Annotated in this window: 15 protein-coding genes; 3 read left to right on the plus strand and 12 right to left on the minus strand. The window is 37.7% G+C overall.

What is annotated here, in order from left to right:
• The first annotated feature begins 102 nt into the window (after positions 1–102).
• Complete coding sequence (locus HMPREF1534_RS01155) at positions 103–1,785, plus strand: SulP family inorganic anion transporter (RefSeq protein ID WP_005945051.1); 1,683 nt, start codon at positions 103–105, stop codon at positions 1,783–1,785.
• A gap of 598 nt (positions 1,786–2,383) precedes the next feature.
• On the opposite strand, the gene HMPREF1534_RS01150 is transcribed toward HMPREF1534_RS01155, so the two are convergent.
• The 10 genes from HMPREF1534_RS01150 to HMPREF1534_RS21130 all read right to left on the minus strand — a co-directional run bounded on the left by HMPREF1534_RS01150 (position 2,384) and on the right by HMPREF1534_RS21130 (position 10,309).
• Entirely contained in the window at positions 2,384–3,721 is a 1,338-nt protein-coding gene (locus HMPREF1534_RS01150) for a TolC family protein (protein WP_005945056.1), read from the minus strand.
• A 12-nt stretch (positions 3,722–3,733) separates the two neighbouring features.
• The gene (locus HMPREF1534_RS01145) at positions 3,734–5,902 is read right to left on the minus strand and encodes a peptidase domain-containing ABC transporter (protein WP_005945058.1); all 2,169 of its coding nucleotides are present in this window, start codon (positions 5,900–5,902) and stop codon (positions 3,734–3,736) included.
• 13 nt (positions 5,903–5,915) lie between these two features.
• On the minus strand, positions 5,916–7,082 hold the full coding sequence (locus HMPREF1534_RS01140; RefSeq protein WP_005945062.1) for an HlyD family secretion protein: 1,167 nt from the start codon (positions 7,080–7,082) through the stop codon (positions 5,916–5,918).
• Positions 7,083–7,327: 245 nt separating this feature from the next.
• The gene (locus HMPREF1534_RS01135; RefSeq protein ID WP_005945065.1) at positions 7,328–7,957 is read right to left on the minus strand and encodes a hypothetical protein; all 630 of its coding nucleotides are present in this window, start codon (positions 7,955–7,957) and stop codon (positions 7,328–7,330) included.
• Between the two features lie 207 nt (positions 7,958–8,164).
• Complete coding sequence (locus tag HMPREF1534_RS01130) at positions 8,165–8,560, minus strand: hypothetical protein (protein ID WP_005945068.1); 396 nt, start codon at positions 8,558–8,560, stop codon at positions 8,165–8,167.
• A gap of 59 nt (positions 8,561–8,619) precedes the next feature.
• Positions 8,620–8,775, minus strand: a complete 156-nt coding sequence (locus HMPREF1534_RS20780; RefSeq protein WP_005945071.1) for a hypothetical protein — start codon at positions 8,773–8,775, stop codon at positions 8,620–8,622.
• Between the two features lie 12 nt (positions 8,776–8,787).
• Positions 8,788–8,970: a hypothetical protein gene (locus HMPREF1534_RS01125; protein ID WP_005945074.1), complete on the minus strand. Its 183-nt coding sequence runs from the start codon at positions 8,968–8,970 to the stop codon at positions 8,788–8,790.
• Between the two features lie 72 nt (positions 8,971–9,042).
• The gene (locus HMPREF1534_RS20785) at positions 9,043–9,189 is read right to left on the minus strand and encodes a hypothetical protein (RefSeq protein WP_005945077.1); all 147 of its coding nucleotides are present in this window, start codon (positions 9,187–9,189) and stop codon (positions 9,043–9,045) included.
• A 448-nt stretch (positions 9,190–9,637) separates the two neighbouring features.
• Positions 9,638–9,982 carry a hypothetical protein gene (locus HMPREF1534_RS01120; protein ID WP_005945081.1) on the minus strand — a complete coding sequence of 115 codons (345 nt, stop codon included), beginning with the start codon at positions 9,980–9,982 and terminating at the stop codon, positions 9,638–9,640.
• Between the two features lie 192 nt (positions 9,983–10,174).
• Positions 10,175–10,309, minus strand: a complete 135-nt coding sequence (locus HMPREF1534_RS21130) for a hypothetical protein (protein ID WP_005945083.1) — start codon at positions 10,307–10,309, stop codon at positions 10,175–10,177.
• 125 nt (positions 10,310–10,434) lie between these two features.
• Between HMPREF1534_RS21130 and HMPREF1534_RS01115 the strand changes: the two genes are divergently transcribed.
• Positions 10,435–11,742 carry a sensor histidine kinase gene (locus HMPREF1534_RS01115; protein WP_005945085.1) on the plus strand — a complete coding sequence of 436 codons (1,308 nt, stop codon included), beginning with the start codon at positions 10,435–10,437 and terminating at the stop codon, positions 11,740–11,742.
• Complete coding sequence (locus tag HMPREF1534_RS01110; protein WP_005945086.1) at positions 11,735–12,433, plus strand: response regulator transcription factor; 699 nt, start codon at positions 11,735–11,737, stop codon at positions 12,431–12,433. The genes HMPREF1534_RS01115 and HMPREF1534_RS01110 overlap by 8 nt, the downstream gene beginning before the upstream one ends.
• Before the next feature lie 212 nt (positions 12,434–12,645).
• Here the strand turns inward: HMPREF1534_RS01110 and HMPREF1534_RS01105 are convergent, their stop codons facing one another.
• A complete protein-coding gene (locus HMPREF1534_RS01105; protein ID WP_005945088.1) occupies positions 12,646–14,163 on the minus strand; it encodes a MutS-related protein in 1,518 nt (505 codons plus the stop codon).
• Between the two features lie 99 nt (positions 14,164–14,262).
• Entirely contained in the window at positions 14,263–15,039 is a 777-nt protein-coding gene (locus HMPREF1534_RS01100) for a radical SAM protein (RefSeq protein WP_018451847.1), read from the minus strand.
• Between the last annotated feature and the right edge of the window lie 27 nt (positions 15,040–15,066).

Below are 15,066 nucleotides of genomic sequence, written 5' to 3' on the forward strand. Positions count from 1 at the left end.
GAACTTAAAATCAATAATCCCTTAATTTATAGATAAATTTTGTCTAATTTTGCACCTCCATTCTGTGTTGAACACATTTCGTAGCATAAAGTAAATTATAAAATGAAAGCATTTGAATTTAAACCGAAGCTCTTCACTACATTAAAAAATTATTCGAAGGAGAGCTTCATGGCCGACCTCATGGCCGGCATTATCGTAGGTATCGTTGCACTTCCTCTGGCTATTGCATTTGGTATTGCTTCAGGAGTATCTCCCGAAAAAGGTATTATCACTGCTATTGTTGCAGGCTTTATCATTTCTTTATTGGGAGGAAGCAAAGTACAAATCGGCGGACCGACAGGCGCGTTTATCGTTATCATCTACGGTATCATACAAGAATATGGCATCAGCGGACTGACAGTGGCAACACTGATGGCAGGTGTACTCCTTGTTTTATTAGGAGTGTTTAAACTGGGAGCTGTCATCAAATTCATTCCCTATCCCATCATTGTCGGCTTTACCAGTGGTATTGCCGTTACCATCTTCACTACACAGATAGCTGATATCTTCGGACTCAACTTTGGCGGAGAGAAAGTCCCCGGAGACTTTATCGGCAAATGGATGATTTATTTCCGCCACTTTGATACAGTAAACTGGTGGAATGCCATTGTCAGTGTGGTCAGTGTATTCATCATTGCCATCACTCCCAAATTCTCAAAAAAGATTCCCGGTTCGTTAATATCCATCATCGTAGTGACGATTGCAGTCTATCTGATGAAAACATACGGAGGAATTACCTGCATTGATACGATTGGCGACCGATTCACCATTCAATCACAACTTCCCGATGCAGTGGTACCCGAATTGAATTGGGAAGCAATCAAGAACTTGTTTCCCGTAGCCATCACAATTGCTGTATTGGGTGCCATCGAATCATTACTTTCGGCTGCCGTTGCCGACGGTGTAATCGGTGACCGTCATGATTCAAACACAGAGCTGATAGCCCAAGGTGCAGCCAATATCATCGCTCCTCTTTTCGGAGGTATTCCTGCTACCGGAGCCATCGCACGTACCATGACCAATATCAACAATGGGGGAAAGTCTCCGGTGGCCGGCATTATTCATGCTGTCGTATTACTGCTCATCCTGCTCTTCCTGATGCCGTTGGCACAATACATCCCGATGGCTTGTCTGGCCGGCGTGTTAGTCATTGTATCTTATAACATGAGTGGCTGGCGTACCTTTAAAGCATTACTCAAGAATCCGAAATCGGACGTGACAGTGTTATTGATCACTTTCTTCCTGACAGTCATTTTCGACTTGACAGTCGCTATTGAAGTAGGATTGCTGATTGCCTGCGTGCTATTTATGAAACGCGTTATGGAAACCACCGATATTTCGGTTATCAAGAATGAAATCGATCCTAATAATGAATCCGATTTGGAAGTGCACGAAGAGCATCTCATGGTTCCCGAAGGCGTAGAAGTATACGAAATCAATGGTCCGTATTTCTTCGGCATCGCCACTAAATTTGAAGAAATCATGTCTGAACTGGGCGACCGCCCGAAAGTGCGTATCATCCGTATGCGTAAAGTGCCGTTCATTGATTCTACCGGTATTCACAACCTCACTAACCTTTGTGAAATGTCTAAGAAAGAAAATATCCATATCGTACTTTCAGGCGTAAACGAAAAGGTGCATAAAGTATTGGAGAAAGCCGGTTTTTATGACTTGCTCGGCGAAGACAACATTTGTCCCAATATCAATGTAGCTCTGGAGAAAGCCAAAGCCATTGTAGAGAAATAAAACAATTATACCAAAAATAGGTGTCGTTACTCGTTCGTTTAGCTACCTTCATGGTTAATTATTGCCATGTAGGAGGCAAAACAAACGAGTAACGTTCATTTTTACTTCTTGCAAATCAAGTACCATACCACAGAAGAAGCGTCTAAAAAATAGACAGCAAAGAAATCCCTGTATTGTGATACCCAATCAAAATGAAACGAACAAAATAAAGAAAAGGCGTATAATACCCATAGCCCCCATCCTATAGCTCTTCTTTTTTCATTGACTAACCTCCCAACGATTATTATCATCCAAACAAATTACTGAGTCAAACGGAATACTAGCCTCAGTATTACAAACCTGGACGTTGGGCAAACTCTGCATTGATTTTACACCAACATCAGAAGCTTCTTCCGGGAAGCAGAAAACGAACAAACTCCCTATAGACACAAATAATGAATAAACAGAGAAAAAATGCATACCTATAAGTTTTTAATTAGTTAGTAAATTGTATTCATGTTAATATCACAAATGTAAATCGCTCTTCCCAAACTCTGTGTTATTGGATTGTTATCGTCATGTTAATTGTGTATCTATAGAATTTGAGACTTTGATGTTGCTAATTCAAAACAATTTCTAAGTCCGCTAAAGAGTGGCATGAATAAAATGCCAATATCCGTTCTTTCAGTAAATAGGTATATTTAGCTTGTGATTGTTGGGACAACGCATCTGCCAATTTCATTTTTATCTCATTATACTCATATACAGCCGACTTTCCAGCCATATACTTCTCTAACGCATACCGATGCGCCTCCCGATTGGCAACTACCGCTTTGGTAGTAGACTCGTATTTCTCAAAAGCTGCCAGCGCATCCATATATGCTTTCTCAATATCCTTATAGAGGCTTTTCTTTTCATTTTCCAATGACAAGCGGGCATTATTCTCTTCCAAACGCGCTGTTTTTACCTGATTCCTGGTAGAGAAGCGGTCAAAAAGAGGGATGCTTAATGTGAAATAAATGCTTTTCTGCATATTGTTTTTAAACTGCTGATGAAAAGATGGATTCATTGCACCACGAGAATAATAGTAACCGGTATTGATTCCGGCACCCAAAGAAAGCTGCGGGTAATATCCTGACTTGACAACTTTTATACTTTTCACTTTACTCTGCAAAGAATAATGAGCTTGCTTTATTTGAGGCATACAGCTTAATGCCGAGGCATAAATCCCCTCAGGAGTGACAGACTCCATAGAAACTATACTTTCATCCAAAGAATCTACATCAAAATACTCCTCACCCTTCAACTCCATCAATTGCATCAAGTCAAGAAAAGAAAGCCGCAGCGAGTTCCTGGCTTCTGTTGCCACCAGTTCATCATCAGCTAATTGAGCTTTTATATCATATAATTGAGACTGCGGAACTTTTCCATTCTCTATCAGAATCCGTGTTCTGATTTCTTGTTCTTTTGTCAACCGGATTTGTTCTTGAGCGATACGATAAATTTCTTTATTCAACAGTATCTGAAAATAATAGTTGGTTACATTGAGTGACAAGTTGTTTTCTATCAATTCCTTATTTGCCTCGGCCGCCAATACATCGAATTTATTTCGAGAAATGGATGCACTTGTTTTGAATCCGGTAAAAAGAGGCATTTCGGTACTGGCAGAGAATGAAGAATTTTGTATGTTTCTATCCTCATAGGTATTATCCTGATTCAAAGCCCTGCCAAAAGAAAAACGTTGTGAAGCTCCTACATTCAGATTGGGCAGAAAACTGCTCTTCAGTGTATTTCTCTCTACTTTTAAACTTTTAATCCGGTTTTGACTCTGTTTCACCTCTATATTGTGCAGTATGGCATAATCTATACATTCTTTGAGACTCCACTTCTTATTTTGTGCTTGCATATTTGCTATCAATGCGATGGCTGCAACAGTTACAACTATTAACTTTTTCATACTATTCATTCTTTAACCTATTTCATCAAACTGTTCCTTCCACAAACGATGATACATTCCATCCGAATTGAACAATTCTTCATGAGTACCTGCCTCAACTACTTGTCCCTTATCAATCACCACAATCTTATCTGCATTCTTCACTGTACTCAACCGATGAGCAATCACGATAATCGTTTTCCCCTTCCGTGCCAATGCATCAAGTGTCTGCTTTACATAGCGTTCGGAAATAGAATCAAGCGAAGATGTCGCCTCATCAAAAATAAGTATCTCCGGCTCTTTATATAAGGCACGCGCTATAGCAAGCCGCTGCCGCTCGCCACCCGACAAGGATGCACCATGTTCACCGATATAAGTCCGGTACTCCTTAGGCAAACCATCTATAAAATCCTTTAAACCTAATTGTTCCGTCAAATCTACAATTTTCTTCATGTCCGGATGCAAATCGCCTACCGCTATATTCTCTGCAATGCTGCCGGCAAATAATTCAATCTGTTGAGGTACTGTTCCCACCCGGCGACGAAGACTGCGGTTATCTATTTGCGCAATATCATAATCGCCTATGCGAATGCGGCCCTCCTGTATAGGATAAATATGCTGTAATAACGAAATCAAAGTCGTCTTGCCCGACCCGCTTTCTCCCACTATAGCAGTAGTCTTCCCCTTTTCTATCTTCAAGCTCAATTCCTTGAACACATCCTTGCGCGAACCATAGCGAAACGAAACATTCTCAAACATAATATCGCCCACCATATCCGGTTCTAATATTATCTTTTGGTTATTATCCTGTTCACGTTCCAAGTCCATAATCTGGAATAAGCGGTCGGCAGCAATCAGTGCATCCTGGATAGTCTGATTGGAAGAAATCAGCGAGCCGATAGGAGAAATTACATAACCAACCAAAGAATAAAACACCATCAGAGCGCCGGGTGTCAACTCCTGATCAACCACCAAAAGACTTCCTAACCAAAGAACGGCAATCGTAATGCCTGTAGATACAAACTGAATGCCGCCTTGCGCCATAATGGAACCATATATACTGCGATATGTATTCTTTAATAAATGTACGAAACGAGTTTCCGTCTTCAAATTAGCATATTCTTCTATACCGAATCGTTTGATAGTAGAAATAGAATTAAGAGATTCCACCAATTGCGCTTCCAAATCAGCACTACTTTCCATAATACCGCGCTGATATTTCCGGTTCAATTTGTTAAACCCCCAGAAAATAAGCAGGAATAAGGGAGCAGACACTAAAGTAATCAATGCCAACTCCCAGGAATAAACAAACATAAGGCATACAGAGAAAACAAGAATCATGATGTTAACCACCAAATCCAACGAAACATTATTGATAAAATTACGGATTTTCACTGCATCATTGACGCGCGAAATAATTTCACCTACGCGCATCGTATCAAAGAATTGTTGAGGTAAAGTCAACAGATGCTTATAATATCCCAAAATAAGTGCAGCATCAATCCGTTGCCCTGTTTTTAAAGCCAGAATACTTTTCATTGCTCCGATAAAAGTCCGCAATAACAGGATGACCAGCATGATAACTCCCATGAGATTAAGCAAATTGATATTTTTATCTACCAATACATAATCTGTAATTTTACCTACATAGATGGAGGTAGATAAACCCAAGATACTATAAATAAGCGCACCAAACACGGCTTGCAGCATCACGCTTTTATGAGGAGCCAGCAGAGAAAAGAACTTCTTTGTCATACCGGTTTTCATGTTTCCGGTCTTGAAAGTTTCTTCCGGTTCCAATAACACCAGTACACCGGTCCACATTTTCTCAAATTCCTGATTGGTCACGCGATGCATCCGCCCGTCACCCGGATCCATATATTCTATGTATTCTTTCTTTTTCTCCACCTTATATATCACTACAAAATGCTGAAGTTGTTCGTGTACTATAACATGAGCAATAACAGGTTTAGGAACAATATACAATGCCTCGAATTTAGCTCGCACTCCTTTAGCTGACAAGCCCAACTTATTAGCAGCCTCTATCAACCCCAAAATATTTGTTCCCTTCTGGTCGGTAAACGCATATTGGCGGATACGTGCAATGGGAAACTGCAAACCATAATAGGCACATACGGAAGCCAGACAAGCCGCTCCGCAATCCGTAATATCAAACTGTTTGATTTTAACTCCTTTTTTCATCTTGCATTCGTGTTTAAAATTTAGCCATCATTCTTTTATTCTCATATTGTTTGGGATTCGCCCAGTCGTCTATCTTCTGATACAATAAATCAAACAATGAGCGCCGGGTTATCATAAAATGAGCACTGACGGTCATACCTTTTTTCAAGACTCCTTTTTGTCCGCTTTTCAGCATCAGATAGTTACGTTCCATCCGGCATTTCACTTTATAGAATGAGTTTCCCTGACTGTCCGTCAGAAAGTCCGATGAAATTTCTGTTACTTTTCCGGGTAATGTTCCCCATTCATTATAATTAAATGATTCCACCTGTACATTGACCGGCATCCCGATATTCATAAAACCTATGTTCCTGGGCGTGACATATATCTCCATACACAAGGTAGAATCCGGACTGACCACTGCCAATGACTGCCCTGCCTGTATGCTGCTTCCTCTGTATATGCCCGAAAACTGGTCAATGGTTCCGCTCACCGGACTACGGACTATATAGAGTTCTTTATCTTTCAACTCCTGCTGCAAGGTGGTATTCATTTCACTACGGGAATTACGATAGGTATTCATATCTGCCTGCCATGTACTCAACTGGCTTTGTATCAATGAAGCCAATTCATTTTGCTGGCTCTGATACTGGAAATAATATTTATCATATTCTTCTTCTGAAATCACCTTCTTATCAAACAGGTTTTTATTGCGCATATATTCTTTTTCCGCCTGCGCCAAAGAGGTTTCCAGTTCTTTTTTCTTTTTGATAAAATAGGTATATTCCTGCTGACGAACCGGAGAATGGAACACCACAGGGCATTCACCTTTTGCCAGATAAGCTAAATCTGTCAAATGTGCTTGATAATCATTCAGACGATTAGTCTGATAATTGATTTTATAATCGGAATTATTAGTTCGGAAACGGAGAAGGACATCTCCTTTGTTTACCCGATCGCCTTCGCGTACATAAACAGAATCTACCAATTCTGTTATAGCCGATTTTATTTCGGTTTTTTCAGTCACCGGCCTCACTACCCCACTTCCCTGCACGGAAATGTCTACATAGATAAAAGGCAATGCAATAATAGCGGCAGCAACGGCAGCCAATACCACCCAATAGATAATCTGGGATTTTGTGGTGTGTTGATAGATGTATGTTTCAATACTGTTCTCTATCCATTCGTTTGGTAATAACATAACATTTCTACTTTTACTGATTTATACCGCAAAAGTAAAAGGAAAGAAAAAGGAAATGTGTTATCGGATTGTTATCATTAGGTTAATTATTTATCCATAAAACATGATACATAATTCTTATAATTCTCTATTCTGCTTTCACTGTACATTTATATTCTATCGCCATCCATTCCCAACTGCTTTATCAAACTAAAATTATTCAGAAAGATAATGCTACTTCCTATTATAAGGAATTACGGGAAATTTTATTTAGATATTTTTTTAAGTAAAGAAGCTAGGACAGAAGAGCCAACAAGAGCAAAAGCACCCCCACTGAAAGATACAATTAAATCTTGTACACTATAATACCTCCAAATGACAAAAAGTAATAACATGCACATAATTATATAAATAATTCTGTAGATAAAAGTTTTGTCGCTATATGGAAAGACTATTATAGAAGGGAAAAAAAATAGGATATAAAATGAACTGTCAATGTCGACAATGCCGATACCGAGAATCTCCAGTCCCCGTTTCATTGCAGAAGCGCATCCCGACCAGAACTTGCCGATATAAGGAGTCTTCTTTCCCGACTTTGAAATGTAGCTTGCGTCGATGGCAATGGATTTTCTTGTACTTTCACCAAAACGCTGCCGCATGAGGAAGAGGTTGAACTGCATCCGGTCAAACTCACGTTCAAACAACTGGCGGAAGCGTTGCTCTGAGCTGTCTGAGTAACGCCCCATTTGGGTGAAATTAATCTTTCTTGGCAGTACCATATACAAAATCATGAGTTGGATGAATGCTGTTTTAAAACTTTTGCGTAACTTCGCAGAACAACTTTTCAAAGCATCGGTTACGATTTCCTCATATTGGTCAAATGCTGTTTTGTTCATTACTTTAATGTGTGGTGGTTTACCATTAAAGATGCTGAAAATCAGTTACTTGACCTATTTTATCTTGCTAAATTATTTAAATTAACTTGTTTATTTTCAACGGATTAGTTACAAATTTAACGAAGTATTAATCTTTCAAATTCATATCTTTTACAAATATCACCACAACAAGTCAGTTTCTGAGAAGTAGGTATACCTATCTTCTAATTAACAACTATATCGAATAACCATTTTATTGATTGCATAAGATAATAAAGCACCTATAAAAGTTGCAATTATATCTTTATAATCAAAAGTCAATCCTATAACTTCATAGCATATCAGCCCCAAACAAACTGCCATACTATAATATATTTCCTTATATACCAATTTCTGTGTCAATGCCATGCCCAAACAAGTCGCTATAGGAACTCCCCAAATATTAGTAAAGGTATCTGCAAAATAAAAATCATATATACCATTTTCATAAATATAGGGTCTATAAGCAAAATTGATAACAGAAATAACAAGGAGTAAAGAAACACAGACTATAAAAAATACTAATCTTGTTCTTTTAGACAAATACATAACATTGTCTCTTTTGAAAATAATCAGGCGTCCCATAATATCTTAATTGAATGCGCCATACTAATATGGCACATTCAATTTTAAAGTTAAACAAATTATTTATAAGGCATTACAGAAGGAGCAAAATTATTTGCCTCAAATCCATTATACTCACATTGGAATAAAAAGCCAAGTAGTTCCCAAACATTTTTTAAACCACCTGCGATATTTATTTCTTCATATTTTGATAAACTAATATAATACTTTTCCATTTTTTTAGATGATTATTTATTCCACATAGCATTAGCTGCATCTCGACCGGCATTAAATGATTCTATGGTTTCGCCAGTATGAAATGTTAAATCATAAAGCATTCCACCTAAGAATGTACCAACAACCCAATCCCAAAAGCCTCCAGAAATGTGTTTCTGTGCTTGCAAATCTAACTCTTTAATTAAATTATCCATAATATTAAATATAATTATTGTTTTCTATTTTATAAAATTTATCGATTCAATCATTCTGCATCTAGATAGAAGCTACCAGCAAATAAGATCTGCTAATGGCCCATATATTTTACGAAGTTCTTCCATCTGTTCCTCCGTAGGAGGCACATAACCTCCCGATACCTGTACATGTTCCTCACCACTGAGTGGCTTCATCATGTAATAATCATTCTTTTTCATACTTCATTTTGTGTTTTGTTGTTATATACTAAAAAATAATTCTCTAAAACGGCTGGGTACTACAAATACACTAGTCAGACTAGTACTGCTACTGTAAATATAGCATCCACCATAAATATTCATACATTCTGCTAACGTCAGCGTTTCCATTTTATTAAATTTTTATCGTGTTTTGTGTTTGTGTTATTATTTCCCTTATTTATAGACTCGGGCAGTCCCTTATTCTTCGTCTGAACAAGCGGTGAGCAAAAAGATGAGGCATGCCATTCATCCGTTTCCCTTCCTGATCTTGTTCGTTTATACTCGTTTATTTCATATCTCTCTGCTTGTTTTGATGCAACAAAGATAAGCTGTCTTTTCTTACCCCTTTGTTATTGAATTGTTATTTTCACATGAACTACTTTTACACGCTAAAATCAAGCGAAGAATTTCTGAAAAGTAGGCATACCTATCTCTTATTCACTCGTTTGAACAACAGAAAAATTAAATAAGTTAATAATCCACTGATATATGTTGCTATCAAATCATAAAAATCAAAAGTTCCAAATGGAATTATTTCATATAAAGTAAAAACAAAAATACTATAAAGAATAGCTTTAGATAAACTCTCATATTTTCTCATAGCCAATAATAACAAAGAGAGAGAAGGCACTGCTACCAAATTTCCTATTGTATCAGCCAAATGAAAATCAAAAATATGATTCTCATAAATATACGGTCTGTAAGTATTGGATAATACAATACCTAAGATAAAGAAAAATCCAGAACCCATATAATACAGCTTTTTCCTCATAATGCAATCTTTAAAGAGATGAGTACATCTTTATAAAACACACTCATCTTTTTGTTATCAATTAAAATACTCTACCACAAACATCGGCACCATTTTCTTGTGTTAGTCCATGACATAATTTGCCAAACATCTAATGCAACAAAGATAAGCTGTCTTTTTTTACCCCTTTGTTATTGAATTGTTATCTTTATGTTAATTGTTTGTCCATATAACTTGAGGTTTTGGATTTTTATCCTTCCTTGGTTCCCAATTATAGATTCTTTTCATGTCTCCTCCATAAATAGAAGTTTGTTCTTTACTGCTTAATGTTACTATTGTTTTTTCCATAATATTATATCTTTAAATTATATGTATGAGTTTTAGTTTGATGTTGCAAACATAATAGGAAATTGTATAATAATATGTTATAAAAATGTTATCCGATTTTAAGAATAAGTTATTATATTTGCTACATGATAAAGACTAAGTACTTGAAAATAATCACTGCCATAAGCTTAACCTCCATATTAGCATTACAATTAATGTGGTTATGCAATACTTATATACTTATCAGAAACAATATATCTGAAGAAATAAATCAAATTCTATATACAGGAATGGAAGACGAGGCTATTACTCGTCTTAATAAGACCCCTAAAGGAACAAATATAAAAGGAGAAGCAGCAACCGACAGCATCCCCGAAATCACTTATTTAGAAGAAGGACTCTATAACTTAGGTTATTATATCTCTATAGAAGACGTGGACTCCATCGCTTCCACTCTCCTCTTAGAGCATAAAATAAGCAGCGATTTCATATTGAATCTTATTAATCCGAAGACCGGAGAAGTGCTTCAACAAAGCAAAAAAGGAAACTTTTGTCTATGGAATGCCATTCACTCTAAGGAAATTCCTATCCGCACAGACCTATCACAAACTGTACAAATGATATTGGTGAATCCGCATTGGAGCATATTTGCACGCATGGGAATCTTGTTGCTGTCTACAGCGGTTATGGTAGTATTCGCTTTCATCGGATTGTTTTACCAAATAAAAATCATCATCACAGAAAGGAAAATAGCCCGGCTGAAAGAAGATTTCTCCTACGCCATGATTCATGACATGAAAACGCCCATCAGCTCTGCCATCATGTGCACCAGCAGGCTGCATAGCGGAAAGCTGGATGATAAGCCGGAAATAAAGAACCATTATTTTACTATTGTGGAAAATGAACTGGAACATTTGTTGGCTCTTTCCAACAAAGTGCTGACGCTGGCGAAACTGGAACAGCACAAACTGGAGATGAACAAAAAAGAAGTTCCATTATCTCCCATGATAGAAGACTTAATTGAAAAGTTCACCATAAAAACTGAAAAAACAATCCATTTCACTACAGACTTAAAAACAGAAAAAGTATATGCCGACGAAGAGTTTCTGAAGGAAGCAATCAGTAATCTGATAGACAATGCCATAAAATATTCCAAGGAATCGGTAAAGATAAACATCAGTTCTTCAAGTGATGCCAACCATGATATTATCAACATATACGACAATGGTATTGGAATTCCGCAAAAAGACCAAAAGAAGATTTTCGAGAAGTTTGAGCGTGCATCGGCCATTAAACAAACCCGAAAAGGAGGCCCTTCAGGATTCGGACTAGGGTTGAACTATGTTTATCAGGTAATGGAAGCCCACGAGGGAAGAGTATATATTAACAGTATAGAAGGGGAATTCAGTGAATTCAGCCTGTTAATACCTAAAATAATAGAAAGCTATGATTAAACTATTATTAGTGGAGGATGATTCCACTTTCAGCTACATCGTAAAGAATGAATTGCAGGAAATTATCGGTGGCTACGAAGTGATAACCGCTACCAATGGTGCGGAAGGACTGAAAGCTTGGAAAGAATATCATCCTGATATTATTATTTCGGATATCGATATGCCTGTGATGAACGGTTATCAAATGGTGGAACGTATCCGCGAAATGGATGGGGATATTCCTATCTTGTTCACCTCTGCATTGACATCTCCCAAAGACGTGAAAGAAGGATATAAACTGGGGGTTAATAACTATGTGAAAAAGCCCTTTGTGCCCGATGAATTGGACGCACATATACACGCCATCCTGAAAATGAAGGCAGGAGTCAAATTACGCAATGAAAATGAACACTATGCATTGGGACGCTTCACCTTGGATGCCAAACATGCCACACTGCATAACAATGAAAACGGAGAGAACAAAACCCTGACGGTGCGCGAAGCCCAAATACTTCAGCTCCTGTGCGAAAACATAAATGAAATAGTGGAAAGGAAGGCTATCCTAAGTCGCTTTTGGAATACGGAGGACGATTATTTTGCCTCACGCAGTTTGGATGTCTTTATCACGAACCTGCGGAAATCACTGAAAGATGAACCTCTCATCGAATTGAAGAATATCCGGGGAGTAGGCTTTGTATTATTGCTAAGCTGAAAAACACTCCCATGCCGCATTTAGTGATGTTAGAGCATACTGTCACTTCTACCTTCATAAAAACTAAATTGTTTCTTACTGTCAGCTAAGGACTTTTAAACGTAAGATTATTACAGTCACAGTCCATTATGGAAAACTATACGGTCCACTGCGGGAAACTGTAGTAATTCTGCTTATAGAAAGGCTTAACCAACGTTCATTGGGGATTAATATCACTGTATCGAAGGAAGTATATTCTTGGCCGATTGAACCAATTCGGAAGGATAACCACACAATTCCAATATCCTGATGGCATTTCCCTCCTGCGCCACTCCTTTCTTCAGTTTATAATCAAATTGAAGTTTGTCATCGGCTATTGTTTCACTAAAGTGATATAAGTCATACTGACTATGAAGCAATGCGGTCAGTTCCAAATCATGTGTTGATGCAAGGACCAAATTATCCGTCTTTGCCAAATCCGAAAATACGGCAGAATTAATCGCTATTCTCTCCACTGTATTCGTCCCTTTGAACAGTTCATCGAAAACCAATAGATAATTTCCCTTTTTTCCTTTATCAAGAGCTGCTTTCACATTCTCGACTTCTTTAAAGAAGTAACTTTTCCCTTCCAACAGATTATCTTCTGTGTGAATCACAGAATAAAGATGTCTGTTTATATCTATCCGAAAGTCTTTTGCAAAACAAGTATTCAATGTCTTTGCTGTCAGCAAGTTAATGGCAACAGTGCGAATAAAACTGGTTTTTCCCGACATATTGGAGCCGGTTATAAGCATGGACTTATCCGATAACGACACACTGTTAGAAACACATCCCCTTATCAATGGATGATATATACTATCGGCATACAAGCGTTCGCCCGATTTATTATCGGAAGGCTTGCAATAATAAGGAATCTGTTCACGCAAAAACGATATGGAACACAGCAAATCCAAAAAACCTACATAACAAAACACTTGTTCTATTTCTTCTTTTTCCTTTTGAATAAACCGAAAAGAGGTTACAATATTGATAGTGGAATATAACGTAAAAATATTAATAAGCTCAGTCAGCAGATAAACAATCATGGCCGAGTCGCTTTCTAACGCTATACCTAAACGGAATGAGCCCAGTTTGCGGACAAGCTCTTTCAAATTTCGGATAGTGTTCTCTATTTTAACATTTACAGACAGGAATGAGGGAACAGCACTTAAGTAATCGGCTGTTTTCAACAACTTATATAACTGGGGTACAGAGAAATAATAACATGAAAGAATGTTTTTCTGTTTAAAATGTAAGTATCCATTAAATATATAAGATACTAATAAAAATAAAAGAGGAACAGGTGAAGAAGGAATTTGAAACATCAAGATTAGAGATACAGCAGGTAACCACCTGCATATTTGGAGCAACAATAAATAACCGCGCGAATAGGTATGTTCTTTTTCGGCCAAAATATCCACTATGGAGTAAGCATCCGGTTTATTCAACTTCTGAAGAGCATTTACCAGTTTATTCCGAAGCAGATAATCTGTTTGCAGTTGCTCTATGAATTGTTCATGCGCGGTAACATCGGAAATCTTATCGGTACATAAAATATGATAAAGATATTGTCTTCCTACACAAGAAGAGGTGTAATCTAGCTGCTCGCACAAATCATCTAAGTTCAAATCTTCACAAACAGTCTCTGATAACGCTTCCTTTGCATCACCGAAACTTAAATATGAATGGTATGCTTTTATTCCTTTCTCCATATCCTGACAATTTTCCTTATTTACTTATACCCACAAAGATAAAATACTTTTCCGTAACTCTGTGTTATCGGATTGTTCATTCATATTCCTGTTTCAGTTTCAATACGAAACCGAAACAGGAATATTTGCTTCTTTTACCAACTCTGCAATTCTGTCCAACTCTTCGTGAGCAGCTTTTTTCAAATCATGGTCAGGAGTTTCACGGTCTATTGTATAAATCATCACTTGGCGGGGAGCTATTTCTTTTACTGCCTCCAACCAGGGAAGAACATATTCATCTGTCGTATTGTCCACACTTTTTCCTTGGCTTTCCCCCTTCATAAACATAGTTTGAATAATCAAATTACCCTTGAAAGCTTTCATCTCTTCTATAATCTCGTTTACATCATAATGTCCGGTAGGACGGTCTACTTTATTGATATAATCAACATTCACCGTATCCAGCTTCAAGATATTATTGTCTATCTTATTTAATGCCTTAAAAACCTCCGCTTTATGAATGAAAGTAGAATTACTCAACACGCTCACCTTTGCTTGCGGAAAGTATTTATCACGAAGCGCTAACGTATCATCTATAATTCCGGCAAACTCAGGATGGGCAGTAGGTTCACCATTGCCGGCAAAAGTCAGGACATCCGGTTTTGGACCGTTTTGCTGCATATCGAGCAGACGGGCTTCCAAAGCTTCACGAACCTGCTCACGGGCAGGTAATTTCTTCTTCGGACGATGGTCTTTATTAAAACCACACTCACAATAAATACAGTCGAAAGAACAAAACTTGCCGTCTTCGGGAAGAAGATTGATTCCCAAAGAAACTCCCAAACGACGGCTATGCACCGGACCGAATATAGGAGAAGGATAAATGACTGTTGACATAGTTATTTTTCTGTTGATAACAGTGCA

It is taken from the genome of Phocaeicola massiliensis B84634 = Timone 84634 = DSM 17679 = JCM 13223 (genome assembly GCF_000382445.1).
GTDB classification, from domain to species: domain Bacteria; phylum Bacteroidota; class Bacteroidia; order Bacteroidales; family Bacteroidaceae; genus Phocaeicola; species Phocaeicola massiliensis.

Bases quoted from the DNA above. Each gene is read 5' to 3' on its own strand.
- HMPREF1534_RS01155 (WP_005945051.1), top strand. From the start codon at position 103: ATGAAAGCATTTGAATTTAAACCGAAGCTCTTCACTACATTAAAAAAT.
- HMPREF1534_RS01150 (WP_005945056.1), bottom strand. From the start codon at position 3,721: ATGAAAAAGTTAATAGTTGTAACTGTTGCAGCCATCGCATTGATAGCA.
- HMPREF1534_RS01145 (WP_005945058.1), bottom strand. From the start codon at position 5,902: ATGAAAAAAGGAGTTAAAATCAAACAGTTTGATATTACGGATTGCGGA.
- HMPREF1534_RS01140 (WP_005945062.1), bottom strand. From the start codon at position 7,082: ATGTTATTACCAAACGAATGGATAGAGAACAGTATTGAAACATACATC.
- HMPREF1534_RS01135 (WP_005945065.1), bottom strand. From the start codon at position 7,957: ATGAACAAAACAGCATTTGACCAATATGAGGAAATCGTAACCGATGCT.
- HMPREF1534_RS01130 (WP_005945068.1), bottom strand. From the start codon at position 8,560: ATGGGACGCCTGATTATTTTCAAAAGAGACAATGTTATGTATTTGTCT.
- HMPREF1534_RS20780 (WP_005945071.1), bottom strand. From the start codon at position 8,775: ATGGAAAAGTATTATATTAGTTTATCAAAATATGAAGAAATAAATATC.
- HMPREF1534_RS01125 (WP_005945074.1), bottom strand. From the start codon at position 8,970: ATGGATAATTTAATTAAAGAGTTAGATTTGCAAGCACAGAAACACATT.
- HMPREF1534_RS20785 (WP_005945077.1), bottom strand. From the start codon at position 9,189: ATGAAAAAGAATGATTATTACATGATGAAGCCACTCAGTGGTGAGGAA.
- HMPREF1534_RS01120 (WP_005945081.1), bottom strand. From the start codon at position 9,982: ATGAGGAAAAAGCTGTATTATATGGGTTCTGGATTTTTCTTTATCTTA.
- HMPREF1534_RS21130 (WP_005945083.1), bottom strand. From the start codon at position 10,309: ATGGAAAAAACAATAGTAACATTAAGCAGTAAAGAACAAACTTCTATT.
- HMPREF1534_RS01115 (WP_005945085.1), top strand. From the start codon at position 10,435: ATGATAAAGACTAAGTACTTGAAAATAATCACTGCCATAAGCTTAACC.
- HMPREF1534_RS01110 (WP_005945086.1), top strand. From the start codon at position 11,735: ATGATTAAACTATTATTAGTGGAGGATGATTCCACTTTCAGCTACATC.
- HMPREF1534_RS01105 (WP_005945088.1), bottom strand. From the start codon at position 14,163: ATGGAGAAAGGAATAAAAGCATACCATTCATATTTAAGTTTCGGTGAT.
- HMPREF1534_RS01100 (WP_018451847.1), bottom strand. From the start codon at position 15,039: ATGTCAACAGTCATTTATCCTTCTCCTATATTCGGTCCGGTGCATAGC.